The 17,643-nt window shown below is 34.8% G+C and carries 20 protein-coding genes; all 20 read right to left on the bottom strand.

The genetic code is table 11. The annotated features are described in order from the left end of the window. Positions 1 to 3 precede the first annotated feature (3 nt). The 20 genes from rpsN to rpoB all read right to left on the bottom strand — a co-directional run bounded on the left by rpsN (position 4) and on the right by rpoB (position 17,606). The gene (gene rpsN, locus M9B42_00890) at positions 4 to 306 is read right to left on the bottom strand and encodes a 30S ribosomal protein S14 (protein ID URQ64406.1); all 303 of its coding nucleotides are present in this window, start codon (positions 304 to 306) and stop codon (positions 4 to 6) included. Next, positions 299 to 844, bottom strand: a complete 546-nt coding sequence (rplE, locus tag M9B42_00885) for a 50S ribosomal protein L5 (GenBank protein ID URQ64405.1) — start codon at positions 842 to 844, stop codon at positions 299 to 301. Before rplE ends, rpsN begins: the two co-directional genes overlap by 8 nt. Continuing rightward, on the bottom strand, positions 841 to 1,164 hold the full coding sequence (rplX, locus tag M9B42_00880; GenBank protein ID URQ64404.1) for a 50S ribosomal protein L24: 324 nt from the start codon (positions 1,162 to 1,164) through the stop codon (positions 841 to 843). Before rplX ends, rplE begins: the two co-directional genes overlap by 4 nt. Then, entirely contained in the window at positions 1,164 to 1,532 is a 369-nt protein-coding gene (gene rplN, locus M9B42_00875) for a 50S ribosomal protein L14 (protein ID URQ64403.1), read from the bottom strand. The genes rplX and rplN overlap by 1 nt, the downstream gene beginning before the upstream one ends. Next, positions 1,529 to 1,843 (bottom strand): 30S ribosomal protein S17, encoded by a 315-nt coding sequence (gene rpsQ / locus M9B42_00870; GenBank protein URQ64782.1) that lies wholly within the window; start codon positions 1,841 to 1,843, stop codon positions 1,529 to 1,531. The genes rplN and rpsQ overlap by 4 nt, the downstream gene beginning before the upstream one ends. Further along, the gene (rpmC, locus tag M9B42_00865; GenBank protein URQ64402.1) at positions 1,827 to 2,027 is read right to left on the bottom strand and encodes a 50S ribosomal protein L29; all 201 of its coding nucleotides are present in this window, start codon (positions 2,025 to 2,027) and stop codon (positions 1,827 to 1,829) included. Before rpmC ends, rpsQ begins: the two co-directional genes overlap by 17 nt. Further along, positions 2,020 to 2,436: a 50S ribosomal protein L16 gene (gene rplP / locus M9B42_00860; GenBank protein ID URQ64401.1), complete on the bottom strand. Its 417-nt coding sequence runs from the start codon at positions 2,434 to 2,436 to the stop codon at positions 2,020 to 2,022. Before rplP ends, rpmC begins: the two co-directional genes overlap by 8 nt. Then, positions 2,423 to 3,058 (bottom strand): 30S ribosomal protein S3, encoded by a 636-nt coding sequence (gene rpsC, locus M9B42_00855; GenBank protein URQ64400.1) that lies wholly within the window; start codon positions 3,056 to 3,058, stop codon positions 2,423 to 2,425. The genes rplP and rpsC overlap by 14 nt, the downstream gene beginning before the upstream one ends. Beyond that, a complete protein-coding gene (rplV, locus tag M9B42_00850) occupies positions 3,042 to 3,401 on the bottom strand; it encodes a 50S ribosomal protein L22 (protein ID URQ64399.1) in 360 nt (119 codons plus the stop codon). The genes rpsC and rplV overlap by 17 nt, the downstream gene beginning before the upstream one ends. After that, a complete protein-coding gene (gene rpsS / locus M9B42_00845) occupies positions 3,401 to 3,676 on the bottom strand; it encodes a 30S ribosomal protein S19 (protein ID URQ64398.1) in 276 nt (91 codons plus the stop codon). The genes rplV and rpsS overlap by 1 nt, the downstream gene beginning before the upstream one ends. Next, positions 3,676 to 4,497 (bottom strand): 50S ribosomal protein L2, encoded by an 822-nt coding sequence (gene rplB / locus M9B42_00840; GenBank protein ID URQ64397.1) that lies wholly within the window; start codon positions 4,495 to 4,497, stop codon positions 3,676 to 3,678. Before rplB ends, rpsS begins: the two co-directional genes overlap by 1 nt. Further along, complete coding sequence (rplW, locus tag M9B42_00835) at positions 4,497 to 4,796, bottom strand: 50S ribosomal protein L23 (protein URQ64396.1); 300 nt, start codon at positions 4,794 to 4,796, stop codon at positions 4,497 to 4,499. Before rplW ends, rplB begins: the two co-directional genes overlap by 1 nt. Then, positions 4,786 to 5,403: a 50S ribosomal protein L4 gene (rplD, locus tag M9B42_00830; GenBank protein URQ64395.1), complete on the bottom strand. Its 618-nt coding sequence runs from the start codon at positions 5,401 to 5,403 to the stop codon at positions 4,786 to 4,788. Before rplD ends, rplW begins: the two co-directional genes overlap by 11 nt. Continuing rightward, positions 5,396 to 6,079: a 50S ribosomal protein L3 gene (gene rplC / locus M9B42_00825; protein ID URQ64394.1), complete on the bottom strand. Its 684-nt coding sequence runs from the start codon at positions 6,077 to 6,079 to the stop codon at positions 5,396 to 5,398. The genes rplD and rplC overlap by 8 nt, the downstream gene beginning before the upstream one ends. Position 6,080: 1 nt before the next feature. Then, on the bottom strand, positions 6,081 to 6,392 hold the full coding sequence (gene rpsJ / locus M9B42_00820; protein ID URQ64393.1) for a 30S ribosomal protein S10: 312 nt from the start codon (positions 6,390 to 6,392) through the stop codon (positions 6,081 to 6,083). Between the two features lie 65 nt (positions 6,393 to 6,457). Beyond that, positions 6,458 to 8,545, bottom strand: coding sequence for an elongation factor G (fusA, locus tag M9B42_00815; GenBank protein URQ64392.1), 2,088 nt, complete (start codon positions 8,543 to 8,545; stop codon positions 6,458 to 6,460). Positions 8,546 to 8,547: 2 nt separating this feature from the next. Continuing rightward, complete coding sequence (rpsG, locus tag M9B42_00810) at positions 8,548 to 9,018, bottom strand: 30S ribosomal protein S7 (GenBank protein ID URQ64391.1); 471 nt, start codon at positions 9,016 to 9,018, stop codon at positions 8,548 to 8,550. Then, positions 9,015 to 9,389 (bottom strand): 30S ribosomal protein S12, encoded by a 375-nt coding sequence (gene rpsL / locus M9B42_00805; GenBank protein URQ64390.1) that lies wholly within the window; start codon positions 9,387 to 9,389, stop codon positions 9,015 to 9,017. The genes rpsG and rpsL overlap by 4 nt, the downstream gene beginning before the upstream one ends. Positions 9,390 to 9,433: 44 nt before the next feature. Next, the gene (rpoC, locus tag M9B42_00800; GenBank protein URQ64389.1) at positions 9,434 to 13,552 is read right to left on the bottom strand and encodes a DNA-directed RNA polymerase subunit beta'; all 4,119 of its coding nucleotides are present in this window, start codon (positions 13,550 to 13,552) and stop codon (positions 9,434 to 9,436) included. A 1-nt stretch (position 13,553) separates the two neighbouring features. After that, positions 13,554 to 17,606, bottom strand: a complete 4,053-nt coding sequence (rpoB, locus tag M9B42_00795) for a DNA-directed RNA polymerase subunit beta (protein ID URQ64388.1) — start codon at positions 17,604 to 17,606, stop codon at positions 13,554 to 13,556. Between the last annotated feature and the right edge of the window lie 37 nt (positions 17,607 to 17,643).

Below are 17,643 nucleotides of genomic sequence, written 5' to 3'. Positions count from 1 at the left end.
ATGTTACCAACTTGATTTTTTTACTCCAGGCAGCTTCCCTGCCATTGCAAGCTCTCTAAGCTTTGCTCTACTAAGCCCAAATTTTCTATAAACCCCTTTTGGTCGACCAGTCAATTCACATCTACGGACAACTCTATTAGGATTTGAATTTCTAGGAAGTTTTTGAAGTTTTTTTTGTGCTTCCATTTTTTCCTCAAATGTCTCAGCTTTTCTCATTTCTTCTTTAATACTTTTTCTTTTCTCTAAATATTGAGAAGTTAACTTCAGTTTCTTTTTTTCTCTCTCTATGATTGATTTTCTAGCCATTTTTCCCCCTGAATGGAAAGTTAAAACTCTCTAGAAGTTCTTTTGCCTCATTATCTGTTTTAGCAGAAGTCGTAATTGCTATATCCATTCCTCTCAACTTATCTATTTTGTCATAATCAATCTCTGGAAAAATTATCTGTTCCTTAATGCCAAGATTATAATTTCCCATCCCATCGAAAGATTTTTGATTTAAACCTCTAAAATCTTTTTCTCTTGGTATTGCAAGATTAATAAGCCTTTCAAAAAAATCGTACATTTTATTGCCTCTTAAAGTTACTTTGCAGCCAATAGGATATTGTTCTCTAATTTTAAAAGTTGAAACAGCTTGTTTAGCCTTAGTTACAACAGGTTTTTGTCCTGATATAGCCTCTAAGTCATTTAAAGCATTTTCTAGAATTTTTTTGTCTTTTGAAGCTTCACCTACACCCATATTTATTGTAATTTTTTCAAGCTTAGGGACCTCCATAACAGACTTATAACCAAGTTTCTCTTTGAGGTTTGGAACTATTTCTTTTTGATAATGATTTTTTAAATTCACTTTTTCACCTCTTTTTTATTTGATCTAAAAAGCCTTACTTTTTTATCCTTTAATTCCCCAAACGAAATCTTGTCTCTTTTATTAGAAGAGCCATTCCATATCATTAAATTTGATAGATGGATCGACATTTCTTTTTCAACTATTCCTCCAGTGATACCTAATTGTGGGTTAGGCTTAGTATGTCTTTTAACAAGATTCATATCGTTCACAATACATCTTTGGCCAATAATTCTTGATATATTCCCTCTCTTTCCTTTATCTTTACCTGAGATAACAATCACTTCATCGCCCTCTCTTAGTTTTGTACTTTTTTGTTTCATTAAAGGACCTCCGGAGCGAGTGATACAATTTTCATGAATTTAGCTGATCTCAACTCACGTGTAACAGGGCCAAAGATTCTTGTAGCAATAGGTTCCTTATTATTATTTAAAAGAACTACTGCGTTCTCATCAAAACCAATTTTGGATCCGTCATTTCTTCTTACACCTGATCTTGACCTCACAATTAATGCGTTCATGACAGAACCTTTCTTAATCTTGCTTTGTGGCAGCGCATCTTTCACTGCTACCTTGATTACATCGCCTATATTTGCAGTTCTTCTTTTTGATCCACCCAAAACTTTAATGCACATAACTTCACGTGCACCACTATTGTCTGCAACATTTAACATGCTTTGTGTTTGAATCATTCTTTTTGTTCCTCAGCTTTTATTTCTTCTTTAACCTTTTTTTCGGCTTTCTTTTTCACTGCTTTTTTTCCACCTAAAACTTCTAAAATTTTCCAACTTTTTGTCTTAGAAATTGGACGACACTCCTGAATTAGAACCTCATCGCCTTCTTTTGAAACATCTTTTTCATCATGTGCATGATATTTAGTTGAAAGATTTATGTATTTGCCATACTTTGGATGTTTTTGCCTTCTATTGACTAAAATTGTTCTAGTTTTTGACATTTTATGGCTAACCACTTTTCCTTGCAGAGTTCTAACTGGCATTTTTATTCCTCATTTCTGTTTTAATTCTTGCTATATTTTTTTTCTTCTCTTTCAGAAGATGACTTTCTTTAAGCTGGCCCATTTTATGCTTGAAATTGCTCTCAAACAACTCTTTCCTCTCTGAAATTAATTCTTTCTGCAGAGCCTCTAATTTCATCGACTCATAGTCTTTAACTTTCTTCTTAGCCATTTGCTCCTCTCTTTGTAAAAGTTGTAGCCATAGGAAGTTTTGCACTTGCAAGTTCAAAAGCTTTTTGTGCATCTTTCTCAGATACACCAGCTACTTCATATAAAATTTTTCCAGGCCTTACAGGACTAGCCCAATACTCAACATTCCCTTTTCCTTTACCTTGTCTGGTTTCTAAGGGTTTTTTGGTAATTGGCTTATCAGGGAATACTCTTATCCATACTTTTCCACCTCTTTTTATATATCTAACCAGCGCTCTCCTAGCAGCCTCTATCTGACGAGAAGTAACCATTGCATGGCCCACAGCCTTCAGTCCAAAATCGCCAAAAGAAACTTGATTCCCAGCTGAAGCAAAACCAGTATTTCTGCCCTTCATTTGTTTTCTATATTTTGTTTTTTTAGGCTGAAGCATTTGCATCTCCCCTGTAAATCCAAACCTTAACGCCTAAAATCCCATAAGTTGTTAACGCTTCACTTGTTGCATAATCAATATCTGCTTTTAGCGTATGAAGAGGGACTCTACCTTCTCTATACCACTCAGATCTTGCTATTTCAGCTCCATTTAGCCTTCCAGAAACCTCTATCCTTATGCCCTTAGCGCCCTGACGCATAGTATTTTGCACAGCTCTTTTCATTGCTTTTCTAAACATAATTCTCTTTTCTAGTTGTTGTGTTACTGAATCTGCCACTAATTGAGCATCTAAATCAGGCTGCTTAACTTCAACAACATTTAATTTCACATCTTGTTTAACTACTTTCTTTAACTCAGATTTGATTTTCTCAATCTCTTCACCTTTCTTTCCTATTACTATTCCTGGTCTTGAAGTCTTGATATCTATAATTACCTCTTCCATTGTCCTTTTAATTACTACAGAGCTAATCGGTGCTTGAGGAAGAATTTCTTTTACTCTTTTTCTAATTTTCAAATCTTGTAAAACAAGCTTTGAATAATCTTTTGATTTTGCAAACCAAATAGAATCGTGATCTCTAGATGTTCCTAATCTGAAGCCTACTGGATTAACTTTCTGACCCATCTTTAGCCTCCTTGTTGTCTGTAAGCATTATTTCAATGTTGCAAAAAGGTTTTCTGATTCTATCTGCTCTACCTCTTGCTCTAATTTTTATTCTCTTCATAACGAATCCTTTGTTAACTATTATGGATTTAATTGCTAATTCATCTATGTTTGCTTCTTCATTATTTTCTGCATTTGAAATTGCTGAGTTAAGTAGCTTTTTAATTAAATCTGCTCCTTTTTTCTTTGAAAAATTTAATATATCTAAGGCTTTTTCCACGCCCAATCCTCTGATTTGGTCTGCAACCAACCCAGCTTTTTGTGGTGAGAGTCTTGCTCCTCTTAGATATGCTCTTACTTCCATTATGTTTTTACTTTTCTATCTCCTGAATGTAATTTAAATGTTCTTGTCATGGAAAACTCTCCTAATTTTTGGCCAACCATATCCTCTCTAACAAATACAGGAATATGCTGCCTTCCATTGTGAACAGCAATAGTCAATCCAACCATGTCAGGAGTTATCATGGATGATCTTGACCAAGTTTTTATTGGTTTTTTATCTTTTGTCTCAATCGCTTTTAGAACTTTTTTCTCAAGAGAATGATCAACAAATGGTCCTTTTTTACTTGACCTAGCCATTATTTATATCTCCTTTTCACTATGAGTTTATCGCTCGCTTTTGGTTTTCTTGTTCTATATCCTTTGGTAGGTGTGCCCCAAGGAGATACTGGATTTCTTCCGCCAGAAGTCTTTCCTTCACCTCCACCATGTGGATGATCAACTGGGTTCATTGCAACACCTCTGACTGTTGGTCTAATTCCTCTCCATCTCATTGCACCTGCTTTACCAATCGATTGTAAATTATGTTGTTCATTCGATATTACGCCTACAGTAGCTCGACAACTCAGGAGTATTTTTCTCATTTCACCAGAACTTAGTCTCAATGTTGCATACTTACCTTCCTTTGCAACCAATCTAGCAGTTGTGCCGGCAGCTCTAGCTATTTGAGCGCCTTTTCCTGGACGCATTTCAATACAATGAACTTCAGTTCCTTGTGGAATCTTAGCTAATGGCAGCGAATTCCCATCTTTTATTGGAGCATTTTCTCCAGATAAAATTTTTGCTTTAACCTTTAATTTTTTAGGAGCAATTATGTAAGACTTATCTCCATCTTTATACTCAATTAATGCAATATTTGCTGATCTATTAGGATCATATTCGATTGTTTTTACAACACCTTCAATATCAAATTTGTTTCTTTTAAAATCAATTATTCTATACAGTCTTTTATGGCCTCCACCCCTATGGCGCACTGTAATATTTCCATTATTATTTCTTCCAGAAGTTCTTTTTTTTGACTCTACGAGAGTCTTTTCTGGTCTTCCTTTGTAAAGATCTTGTTTAATATTTACTCTGAACCTTCTACCTGGTGATGTTGGTTTTGCCTTAATAATTGCCATTATTTAAAAGGGTTTTCTAGATTAATTTCTTTCCCTTCCTCCAGTTTTATATAAGCTTTTTTAAAGGTTTTAGTTTTGTATTTGCCAAATCTTGTTCTTTTATTTTTAAATTTAGTATTCAAAACTCTTATTGATTTCACAACGACACCAAAAATTTCTTCAGTCGCTTTTTTAATCTCCGTCTTTGTAGCATCTTTATTAACTTTAAAAACATAAGTATTTGAAACACTTTTTTGAATAGCAGATTTTTCACTTATTAAAGGAGAAAGAATTTGTTTATATGTTTTTTCACTTAACATTTAAAAGCTCCTTTATTTTTGGTACAGATGAATGTGTTATTAAAATATATTTGGCTTTAATAAGATCGTAGGGATTTAAATCTGATACCTCTAAAAAAGAGAAATTCTTCAGATTTCTCATAGCTAGAATAGATTTCTGATCAAATTCATCGGAAATTAAAAGTGCTGAATCTAATTTCATTTTTTCGAAGAATAATTTAGCTTCTTTAGTTTTACCCTCCTTAAATTTAATATCCTTTACGAGATCTAATCTTTTTTCAGTCTTGAATTTTGAAAGAATTGATGCAATAGCTTTTTTTGCCATTTTTTTGTTTGTTTTCTTTTTATAGTTCTTTACATTTGCAAAAGTAACTCCACCTCCTACCCAAATAGGACTTCTTATAGTTCCAGCTCTTGCTCGACCAGTCCCTTTTTGTCTAAAAGGTTTTTTTCCTCCGCCTCTTACATCTGAACGATTTTTTAATAACACTGATCCTTGTCTTTCAGAGCTCATATAGCTTGTAAGAACCTGATGTACTAAAGATTCATTAAAGTCTACTGAGAAAATTTCAGAAGGTAATTTTGGTGATGCAGTTTTAGTGCTTTTACTAGTTTCAGACTTAGGCATCTTTTTTATCCTCTACTTCTTCTGATTTTTCTTCTGGTTTAGCTTTTGCCTCTGGTTTTTCTTTTATAGATGGTGTAATCTTTAAAAAAGTTCCTATTGGTCCAGGTACTGACCCTTTTACCAAAATAAGATTTTCGTCATAATCTATTTTTTCGATTTCTAAATTTTGAATAGTAACTTTAGTATTTCCATATTGTCCTGCCATTTTCTTTCCTTTAAAAACTCTTCCAGGAAATTGACATTGACCAATCGAACCTGGTGCTCTGTGTGATAATGAATTTCCATGTGTAGCATCTTGTGTCTTAAAATTATGCCTTTTAACTACTCCAGAAAAACCTTTTCCTTTTGATATTCCTGACACATCAACCTTAGAATTTACTGTAAACCCTTTTAAAGAGAGTTTTTTGGCTTCTTTTAATTCATTAAATTCAGTTTCTGAAACACTGAATTCGGTTAAGTATCCCTTATTCTTTGTTGTGAATTTTTTTTCTAAACTTTTTGATACTTTTTTCTTAGACCCATAATTTACTTGCACAGCAAAGTAACCATCTTTTTCTTGGGATTTTCTTTGGACTATTTTACTATCTTCGATTTTAATTACTGTTACAGGAATAGAGTTACCATCATCTTTAAAGACGCGCGACATACCCTTTTTTAAACCAACCAGACCAAGCATTTTAATTAAGGGTAATTTTTACATCAACACCTGCTGCAATATCTAATCGCATAAGTGCGTCAACAGTTTGTTCTGTTGGGTTAATGATATCGAAAAGACGTTTATGAGTCCTAGTCTCATATTGATCTCTTGCATCTTTATCTTTATGTGGAGAAATTAGAATTGTCAGTCTTTCTTTTTTTACAGGCAGTGGAATAGGTCCAATAACTTTGGCCCCAGTCTTTGTCACGGTCTCGACTATTTCCTTAGTAGATTTATCAACTAATTTGTGGTCAAAAGCCTTTAATTTAATTCTAATTTTTTGCTGTTCCATACTATCAATTCATACCGAAAGACCACAATTTTAGGGCTTTAGATATGTGCTGTCAAAGGATTTGACTAATTCTTATTGATTATTTCTTCGGTTAAATTTGAAGGAACTTCTAGATATTTTTGAAACTCCATAGTGTATGTTGCTCTTCCTTGTGTTGCAGATCTCAAATCTGTTGCATAACCGAACATTTCTGCAAGGGGAACAAGTGCTTTAATAGCCTTTCCTGAAGGGATATCTTCCATATTTTGAACCTGTCCTCTTCGTCTATTTAAATCTCCTACTACATCACCCATATAATCTTCAGGAGTTACAACTTCTACATCCATCATTGGCTCTAGTAGTATAGGTTTTGCCTTCATAGCACCATCTTTAGCTGCCATTGACCCAGCTAATTTAAAAGCCATTTCACTTGAATCGACATCATGATATGAGCCATCATATAGTGTCACCTTTACTCCTTGTAGTGGATATCCTGCTATAACACCATTTTGAAGTTGTTCTTTAACACCTTTAGAAACTGCAGGAATATACTCTTTTGGTATGACTCCCCCTTTGATTTCATCAATAAATTCAAATTCCTCTTCGCTAGGTTCCATTCTCATTAGAACATGTCCATATTGGCCTCTACCACCTGACTGTTTTGCATATTTAGCTTCAACTTCAACGTTTTGTGTAATTGCTTCTCTATATGCAACTTGAGGTTTCCCTACATTTGCCTCCACACTGAATTCTCTTTTCATCCTTTCAACCAGAACCTCTAAATGCAATTCTCCCATTCCAGATATTATTGTTTGACCTGATTCCTCATCTGAACTCACCCTAAAAGAGGGATCTTCTTGTGCAAGCTTACCAAGTGCTATTGACATCTTTTCTTGGTCAGGTTTTGATTTTGGCTCCACTGCCAGAGATATAACCGGTTCAGGAAATTCCATCCTTTCTAGAACAACTAAGTTTTTCTCATCTGAAAGTGTATCCCCAGTAGTTACGTTCTTAAGTCCTATACAAGCAGCAATATCGCCTGCTCTAACCTCTTTTATTTCCTCTCTGTTGTTAGAGTGCATTTGTACCATTCTTCCAATTCTTTCTTTATCATCTTTAACTGTATTGATAACGCCATCACCTTGAGACAGAACGCCAGAATAAACTCTTACGAAAGTAAGATTGCCTACAAAAGGATCTGTAGCTATTTTGAATGCAAGTGCTGAAAAAGGCTCTTCATCACTTGAACTTCTTGAGGTGCTTTCCTCTGTTTTAGGGTTGACTCCCTCGATAGCCTTAACTTCATCTGGAGCTGGTAAAAATTCTATAACTGCATCTAAAACTGCTTGAACGCCCTTATTTTTGAATGCTGAACCGCATAATGCTAAAGTTATTTCGTTTGATAAAACTCTTTCTCTTAGGCCTTTTTTTATTTCTTCCTCTGATAGGTCTGATGTTTCTAAATATTTTTCCATTAAATCTTCATTTGCTTCTGCAGCCGCTTCAACTAATTCCTCTCTTAGAGACTGGCATTTTGAATTAAGCTCTTCAGGTATATCTGTATATTCGAAAGTAGATCCTTTATCAGCTTCATTCCAAGTGATTGTTTTCATTTTTATAAGATCAATAACACCTTTAAAATCGTCTTCAGCTCCAATGTTATATTGTATAGGAACGACAGTCGCACCTAATCTTTCTCTAATTTGTCCTATAACCCTTTCAAAGTCAGCTCCAGCTCTATCCATTTTGTTTACAAAAACAATTCGTGGAACCTCATATCTGTTTGCCTGTCTCCAAACCGTTTCAGATTGTGGTTGAACACCGGAGGAACCACAAAAAACAACAACTGCTCCATCAAGAACTCTTAATGACCTCTCTACCTCAATAGTAAAATCTACGTGCCCAGGAGTATCGATAATATTTACTCTGTGTTCTTCAAACTGTTGATCCATACCTTTCCAAAAGCATGTTGTTGCAGCAGATGTAATGGTTATTCCTCGTTCTTGTTCTTGTTCCATCCAGTCCATAACTGCAGCTCCGTCATGCACTTCCCCAATTTTGTGTGAAATCCCAGTATAGAAAAGAACTCTTTCAGTTGTAGTTGTCTTACCAGCATCAACATGGGCACAAATTCCTATATTTCTGTAACGGTTTAAAGGTGTTTTTCTTGCCATTTTTAAAATCTGAAATGTGAAAAAGCTTTATTTGCTTCAGCCATTTTATGCATATCCTCTTTCTTTTTTACTGCTGCTCCTTTTCCATCCATTGCTTCTTTTAACTCAGCAGCTAATCTTGCAGGCATTGATTTTTCTTTTCTTTTTCTAGCTGCTTCAACCAACCATCTCATCGCTAATGCAGTTCTTCTTTTTGCTCTAACTTCAACAGGAACTTGATATGTAGCTCCTCCAATTCTTCTAGATCTAACTTCAACAACCGGTGCTACTTGGTCTAAAACTTTTTTAAATACGTCAACTGGGCTTTCTTTTTGTACTGACTTTTCTAACTCATCAAATGCACCGTATACAATTTTTTCAGCAATTGACTTCTTCCCATCAACCATAAGTTGATTCATAAATTTAGCTACAAGCTCACTCTCGTATTTTGAATCTGGAATTATTTTTCTTTTTGGAGCTGCTCTTCTTCTCATTTTTTAGCTTTCTTAGCTCCATATTTAGATCTACCTTGCTTTCTATCTGCAACTCCTGAAGTATCTAGAGCGCCTCGCACGGTGTGATATCTAACACCTGGTAAATCTTTTACTCTTCCACCCCTTATAAGAACTACTGAGTGTTCTTGAAGATTATGACCTTCACCTCCAATGTAAGATGTAACTTCAAATTTCGAGGTAAGTTTAACTCTGCAAACTTTTCTTAAAGCAGAATTAGGTTTCTTTGGGGTTGTTGTATAAACACGTGTGCAAACCCCTCTTCTTTGTGGGCAATTTTTAAGTGCAGGAACATCACTCTTAGCACGCTTAGTTTTTCGTGGTTTCCTTACTAATTGATTTATCGTAGCCATATCAAAAGGAGAATAATATAGCAGTGAATATCATCGGTCAATATTTACTGAAAGCTCTCTAGAAGTTCTTTTTTCAATGCCTCTTCAATATCTTGTATTTCTTCTGAAGATACACTTGCTTTTTGATTTGCTGCAAACCCTGTTCCAGCAGGAATTAATCTACCAACAACTACATTTTCTTTTAAACCTTTTAAGATGTCTTTTCTGCTTGTGACAGCCGCTTCAGTTAAAACCCTTGTAGTTTCTTGGAAAGAAGCTGCCGATATAAATGAATCAGTCGATAACGCTGCTTTTGTTATCCCTAGCAGCATTCTCTCAAATTTAACAGGCTTTTTACCTGAATCCTCTAAAGTTTTATTTTCAGCTCTTACTTTTGCAATTTCTAAGACATCCCCTTCAATGAAGCCGCTATCTCCTGAATCAATAACTGTAACTTTCTTCAGCATTTGTCTTGTTATTACTTCTATATGTTTGTCGTTAATAACAACGCCTTGCAATCTATATACATCCTGAACTTCAGATATTAAGTGTTTAGCTAATTCTTCAACACCATGTAAATGCAATAAGCTGTGTGTATCGGTAGGTCCGTAACAAAGAATATCACCTCTTTGAACAGTGTCTCCTTCTAAGAAGGAAACAGCTCTGTATTTATGAACCATAACTTCCCACGGCTCACCTTTTTCTGGTGTAATCACAAGTCTTTTACGTCCCTTAGTTTCTTTTCCATATGAAAGCACTCCAGAAAGTTCAGAATAAATTGCACCATCTTTAGGTTTTCTTGCCTCAAATAAATCTGCAACTCTTGGTAAACCACCTGTAATGTCTTTTGTTTTTGTTCCTTCGACAGGTACTCTAGCTATAAATTCTCCCTTAGAAACCTTATTACTATTGTTTTTCATCAAAATTGATTTTGAAGGAAGTGTATAAGTTGCAAGAGCTTTTTTCTTATCATTCAGAACGCTAATTGTTGGTGTCATTCCTTTTCCTTTTAGTGGCCTTTCATTAACATCAATAACTTCTCTCTTAGTTGATCCTGTCAATTCGTCAATATCAACTTTCATAGTTACATCCTCTGTTAGATCAGCAAAAACAATTGTTCCCTCTTGTTCCGAAATAATAGGTAGAGTAAGAGGATCCCACTTTGCAATAAGTGTTCCAGGGTCGACCTTTGTATTGTTTGTATGAAGAATTTCTGCTCCATAAGGAATTGAGTATTTTTCAAGAAGATTTTCATCGTCATCTTGTATAGTTAAATAAGCGTTTCTAGAGATAACAATTGCTTCTCCATTTTTCTTTTCAACCGTCTTTAGTGATGCATCAAAAACTATTTTTCCACCACGAAGCGTTGTTATTGAATCGTCTTCAGCTGAACCTGAAGCGGCACCACCTATATGGAATGTCCTCATTGTAAGTTGTGTACCAGGCTCTCCAATTGATTGTGCTGCTACAACTCCTACAGACTCACCTACATGAACTAAGTGTCCACGAGCTAAATCTCTCCCATAACATTTTGCGCACAAACCAAGAGATGCCTCGCATGTAATTGGTGAGCGAATTTTTACTTTTTTGATCCCTGAATTTTGTACTACCTCTGCTGACTCTTCATCAAATAAATGTCCTTTTTCAAATAAAACTTTCCCATCTTTTTTAATATCCTCTTGTAAAACCCTGCCAAGAATTCTTTCTGAAATGGTTTGAATCACAGAAGCACCATCAATAATGGCCTCAACTGTTATTCCTTCAGTAGTTTCACAATCGTCAGTAGTTATTACGACATCCTGCGATACGTCTACTAGTCTTCTTGTAAGATATCCAGAGTTTGCTGTTTTAAGAGCAGTATCTGCGAGACCTTTTCGTGCACCATGGGTTGAAGTAAAGTATTCAAGCATCGATAGGCCTTCTCTGAAGTTTGATGTAATTGCACTCTCAATAATACTCCCATCAGGTTTGGACATAAGACCTCTCATTCCAGCTAACTGTCGTATTTGTGCCGCGGAACCTCTTGCTCCGGAATCTGCATACATAAATACACTGTTAAATGATGGAATTACTTCCTCATTACCATTTTTATCAACTTCTACTTTATCGCCAAGAGCTTTCATCATTGAAGATGCAACCTTTTCATTAGTCCTTGACCAGATATCAATAATTTTATTGTATTTCTCTCCTTTTGTTAGAAGTCCTGATTCAAACTGTTGCTCAATATTTTTAACTTCTGATTCTGCTTTAGAGATAATTTCATTTTTGTCATCAGGGATCTCAAAGTCATTTACACCAATTGAAGCTCCAGAAGTAGTTGAATATTCAAACCCTAGATACATCAACTTATCTGCAAATAGAACAGATTCTTTTAGACCAAAATCTCTGTAAACTTTGTAAATAAGTTTAAGAATATCTTTTTTCTTAAATGTTTTATTTACTTCTTCAAAATCTAATTCCTGCGGCATGATTTCAAAAAATAAGCATCTTCCAACTGTAGTTGAGACAATTTTTAAACCCTCAGCTTTTTTAATTCGTACATTTACTTTTGAATGAAGGCTTACTTGTTTCTCTAAATATGCTCTTTTAACCTCATGAACATCAACAAATGTCCTTGTCTTTTCTTCTACATCTTTATCCTCTTTAGTTAAGTAATAAACCCCTAAAACTACATCTTGATTTGGTTGTATTATTGGCTCTCCACTTGCAGGTGAAAGTATGTTGTTTGTTGACATCATTAATGCCCTTGCCTCCAATTGAGCTTCTAAGGATAAAGGAACGTGTACAGCCATTTGATCTCCATCAAAGTCTGCATTAAATGCAACACATACTAGAGGATGCAATTGAATTGCCTTGCCCTCAATAAGAATTGGCTCAAATGCCTGAATGCCAAGCCTATGTAAAGTTGGAGCTCTGTTTAATAGCACAGGATGTTCCCTTATCACCTCATCTAAACAATCCCAAACCTCTGGTGCTTCCTCTTCTACTAATTGTTTTGAAGCTTTTATTGTGACCGTTATACCCTTTTGTTCTAATCTGTTTAATATGAAAGGCTTGAAGAGCTCAAGTGCCATTTTTTTTGGCAGCCCACATTGATGTAATTTTAAGGTTGGCCCAGAAACAATTACTGAACGTCCAGAATAATCAACTCTCTTACCTAATAGATTCTGACGAAATCTTCCTTGTTTGCCTTTAATCATATCTGCAAGGGATTTTAATGGTCTTTTGTTTGTTCCAAGAATAGCTCTACCTCTTCTTCCATTGTCAAGCAAAGCATCAACTGACTCTTGCAGCATTCTTTTTTCATTTCTAACAATGATTTCTGGAGCTCCTAGTTCAAGAAGTCTCTTTAACCTGTTATTTCTATTTATTACTCTTCTGTATAAATCATTTAAGTCAGATGTTGCAAATCTTCCACCATCTAATGGAACTAATGGTCTTAGGTCTGGAGGTAAAATTGGCAAAACATTCATTATCATCCATTCAGGTTTTTGACCGCTTTCTTTAAAGGCCTCCATCAATTTCAGTCTTTTTTGAAGTTTTTTAATTTTTGTCTCGGAACCACTAGTATTTAATTCTTCTTTAATAAATTGTGTTTCTTTTTCCATATCTACATCAGTGAGTAGAATTTGAATAGCTTCTGCACCCATGAGTGCTGTAAAGTCGTCATCATATTCATCTAAAGCTTCGGAGTATTCCTCTTCAGTGAGAAGTTGTCCTTTTGTGAGATCAGTTATCCCTGCCTCAACAACAACGTAACTTTCGTAATAAAGAACTCTTTCTATTTCTCTTAGAGTCATATCAAGGAAGAGACCTATTCGAGATGGGAGAGATTTTAAGAACCAAATATGAGCAACAGGAGAGGCTAGCTCAATATGCCCCATTCTCTCACGTCTTACTTTTGTTGCTGTTACTTCTACACCACATTTTTCACAAATAACACCTCTATGTTTTCTTCTTTTATATTTTCCACAAAGACATTCAAAATCTTTGACAGGTCCAAATATCCTTGCACAGAAAAGACCATCTCTTTCAGGTTTGAAGGTTCTATAATTTATGGTCTCTGGTTTTTTTACTTCACCCCAAGACCAAGATCTGATCATTTGCGGTGAAGCTAAACCACAAGATATTAGATCAAAATTTCTTTTTGAACTTTTATTAATATTTTTAATTATGTCTTGCATGTTATTCCTCTGATGAGTCCTCCAACTCAAGATTAAGGCCAAGAGCCTTAATTTCTTTACTTAAAACGTTAAATGATTCTGGTACACCTGAATCAACCTCATAGTTACCGTCTACGATATTTTTATAAACTTTTGATCTTCCAATTATGTCATCCGATTTAACTGTTAACATTTCTTGCAGAGTATAGGCAGCACCATAAGCCTCAAGAGCCCAAACTTCCATTTCCCCAAACCTTTGTCCACCAAATTGAGCTTTTCCTCCCAAAGGCTGTTGTGTAACAAGACTATATGAACCTGTAGATCTGGCGTGCATCTTGTCATCGATTAAGTGATTAAGTTTTAACATATACATATAACCAACCGTAACTGGCCTATCAAATTTTTCACCTGTTCGTCCGTCATATAAATCAAATTGGCCGCTTTCAGGTAGTCCAGCATATTTAAGAAGTTCTTTTATTTGGTGTTCATTTGCTCCATCAAAAACTGGCGTTGCAAATGGAACACCATCTTTCAAGTTTTCTGAAAGTTCCTTAAGCTCAATATCTTTCATTGAACCAACATCATCTTTAGTTCTAGGTCCAAAAGAATATATATCATTTAAAACTTTTTTAACTTTATCTAATTTTTCTTTATTTTTTAGCATCTTATCAATCAGGTTACCAAGACCTTTTGAAGCAAGCCCTAAGTGCGTCTCTAAAATCTGACCTACATTCATTCTTGACGGTACACCAAGAGGATTTAGAATTATATCTACTGGTTCACCATTTTCATCGTAGGGCATATCCTCAACTGGAACAATGCTTGAAATAACACCTTTATTACCATGTCTTCCAGCAAGCTTATCGCCTGCTTGTATTTTTCTTTTTACAGCTAAATAAACTTTAATAACAGAAAGTACACCTGGAGCCAAATCATTTCCACCAGCAACTTTTTGCTTAAAAATATTCATTTTTTCTTTATTTTCAGCTTGGTATTTTTTGAATTGATCTGAAACATTTTTTTGAAGTTCTGTAATTTTTTTATTGGTTATTTTTATTTTAAGAACGGCTGCTAAATCCATTTCTTCCAAAGACTCTTGAGTTAATTTCCCTTTTGCTTTTATTAAATTCTCTTTCTTTAAAGCTTGAATGATTGTATTTTTAAGTGAATTAGTAACAATTCGCATTTCATCATCTAAATCTTTGCTAAATTCAGACATCATTAGATCTTCATTACTTTTAGCACGCGGATTTTTATCAACTCCATCTCGTGTAAAGATTTGAACATCAATGACTGTTCCACTTACACTTGACGGCACTCTCAATGAAGTGTCTTTAATATCTGATGCCTTCTCTCCAAATATAGCTTTAAGTAATTTTTCTTCAGGTGACAGTTGTGTTTCACCTTTTGGCGTAACTTTCCCAACTAAAATATCTCCAGCCTCTACTTTTGCTCCAACATAAACAATTCCATTTTCATCTAATTTTGATAAAGCTGATTCGCTTACACCTGGGATGTCTGAAGTAATTTCTTCCATACCAAGTTTTGTATCTCTTGTTGTGCAAGTGAGTTCTTGGATATGAATGCTTGTAAGTCTATCCTCTTGAACAACCCTTTCTGAAACTAGAATAGAATCTTCATAATTAAATCCGTTCCATGGCATAAAAGCTATTCTCATATTCTGTCCAATTGCTAACTCTCCAAGATCTATTGATGGCCCGTCAGCTATAATGTCACCTGCTTTTACAACATCTCCTTTTTTAACAAGCGGTCTTTGATTTATGCATGTGTTTTGGTTCGATCTTGTATATTTAACGAGATTATATATATCAACACTTACACTATCCCCACTAGAAACTTTTATAACTATTCTTCCACCATCAACTGAATCAACAACTCCAGAGTTATTTGCAACAACACATACACCTGAGTCTCTTGCAACTTGTCTTTCTAAACCAGTTCCCACCAAAGGTTTTTGAGGAATAAGTGTAGGTACTGCCTGTCTCATCATGTTTGATCCCATGAGTGCTCTGTTGGCATCGTTATTTTCTAAAAATGGTATAAGTGATGCAGCAACAGATAGGACTTGTTTTGGTGATACATCCATTAATGTAATCATTCCAACGCTTGTTAAACTTGTTTCACCTTGATGTCTTGCTGTTACAAAATCTGATGTAAATTTTCCTTTTTTGTCGAGCTCAACATTTGCCTGCGCAATATAGTGATTACTCTCCATTATTGGAGAGAGATAAATTATCTCATCAGTAACCTTTCCCTCTTTTACAACTCTATATGGAGTTTCAATAAAACCATATCTATCAGTCCTTGCGTAAGATGATAAAGAATTAATTAGTCCAATATTAGGACCTTCAGGAGTTTCAATCGGACAAACTCTACCATAATGTGTGGGATGAACATCTCGTACCTCAAAACCCGCTCTTTCTCTTGATAATCCACCGGGGCCTAAAGCTGAAACTCTTCTTTTGTGTGTAATTTCTGATAAAGGATTATTCTGATCCATAAATTGTGATAGCTGACTTGAACCAAAAAATTCCTTAAATGCAGCAGTTATAGGTTTAGCATTTATAAGATCTGAAGGTTTATAACCCTCAGTTTCAGCCATTCCTAATCTATCTTTTACAGCCCTCTCAACTCTTACAAGGGCAATTCTTAATTGATTAGCTGTCATCTCTCCAACAGATCTAATTCTTCTGTTACCTAAATGATCAATGTCATCGACAGTATCTTTACCATTTCTTATATCAACTAGTTTCTTTAGAACGGCAATAATATCCTCTTTTGTTAGAACGTGAACATCTGTTCTATCCTCAATTTTTAATCTCCAATTTAATTTCATCCTTCCAACATCTGATAAGTCATATCTATCCTCGGAAAAGAAAAGGTTATTAAATAAAACTTCAGTTGATTCTTTTGTTGGAGGCTCTCCAGGTCTCAACATTCTGTAAATATCAACTAGCGCTTCAAGTCTATTAGTGCTTGGATCATTTCTTAATGTATCAGCAATATATGACCCACTATCGATACTATTTATATAGAGAATTTTGAAGCTAAAATCACTTTCAATTAATTTCTTTAATATTGTTTTATCGAGTTTTGTATTTGCTGTAACGAGGACCTCTCCTGATTCTTTGTCAATGATGTCTTCCGCAATTGTTTGATCTATAAAATTATCAAAGTCTATTTCAAGGCTTTTGTTTTTTTGTTTTTCTAGTTCATTTGCAACTTTTGCATTTATTCTTTTCCCCGATACAACTTCTAAATTTCCTACTTTAAGGTCAAAGTCAAAAGCCTTTCCTTTGAAATTTTTAGGGTCAACATTTAGATAAATTTTCTTATTATTTATTTCCACATCTAGAGACTCATAAAAAGCATTTAAAATTTCTATATCTGAAAGGTCTAGAGCCTTTAATATTGCAGTTGCAGGAAATTTTCTTTTTCTATCTATACGAGCATAAATTAAATCTTTTGCATCAAATTCATAATCCAGCCAAGAGCCTCTGTAAGGGATAATTCTTGCTGCATACAGTACTTTTCCAGAGGCATGAGTTTTGCCCTTGTCATGATCAAAAAACACGCCAGGTGATCTATGTAATTGGGATACCACAACTCTTTCAGTTCCATTAACAACAAAACTTCCATCTTTTGTCATGAGAGGAATTTCACCAAGAAAAACTCGGTCAGGGCTTATTCCCTTTTCTTTAACAGTTTTATATTGTGTATTTTTATCCATTAGCCTTAGTTGAAGGTTTACATGCAATTTTGCTGCGTAAGATATACTTTTTAGCCTGCATTCCTCTGGAGTATATAAACAATCTTCAAGCTCATAACTGACATAATCAAGCGCAGCATTTTGAGAAGCACTATTTATAGGAAAGATTGATCTGAAGACTTCTTCTAAGCCTTTATTATCTCTTTTATCAGGATCGCTTGAAGCTTGAAGAAAATCACGATATGAATCAGTTTGTGTTTTAACAAGATATGGCAACTCCATGACGTCAGGGAGTGTACCGAATTGTCTTCTAATTCGTTTTTTCTCAGTAAAAGAGTATGTCATTAATTATTTATAGGGCCTTACAATTTTTATTATATAA

Source organism: SAR86 cluster bacterium (genome assembly GCA_023703535.1).
Taxonomy (GTDB): domain Bacteria; phylum Pseudomonadota; class Gammaproteobacteria; order Magnimaribacterales; family TMED112; genus TMED112.
This window is presented reverse-complemented; position numbering and strand designations above follow the sequence as displayed.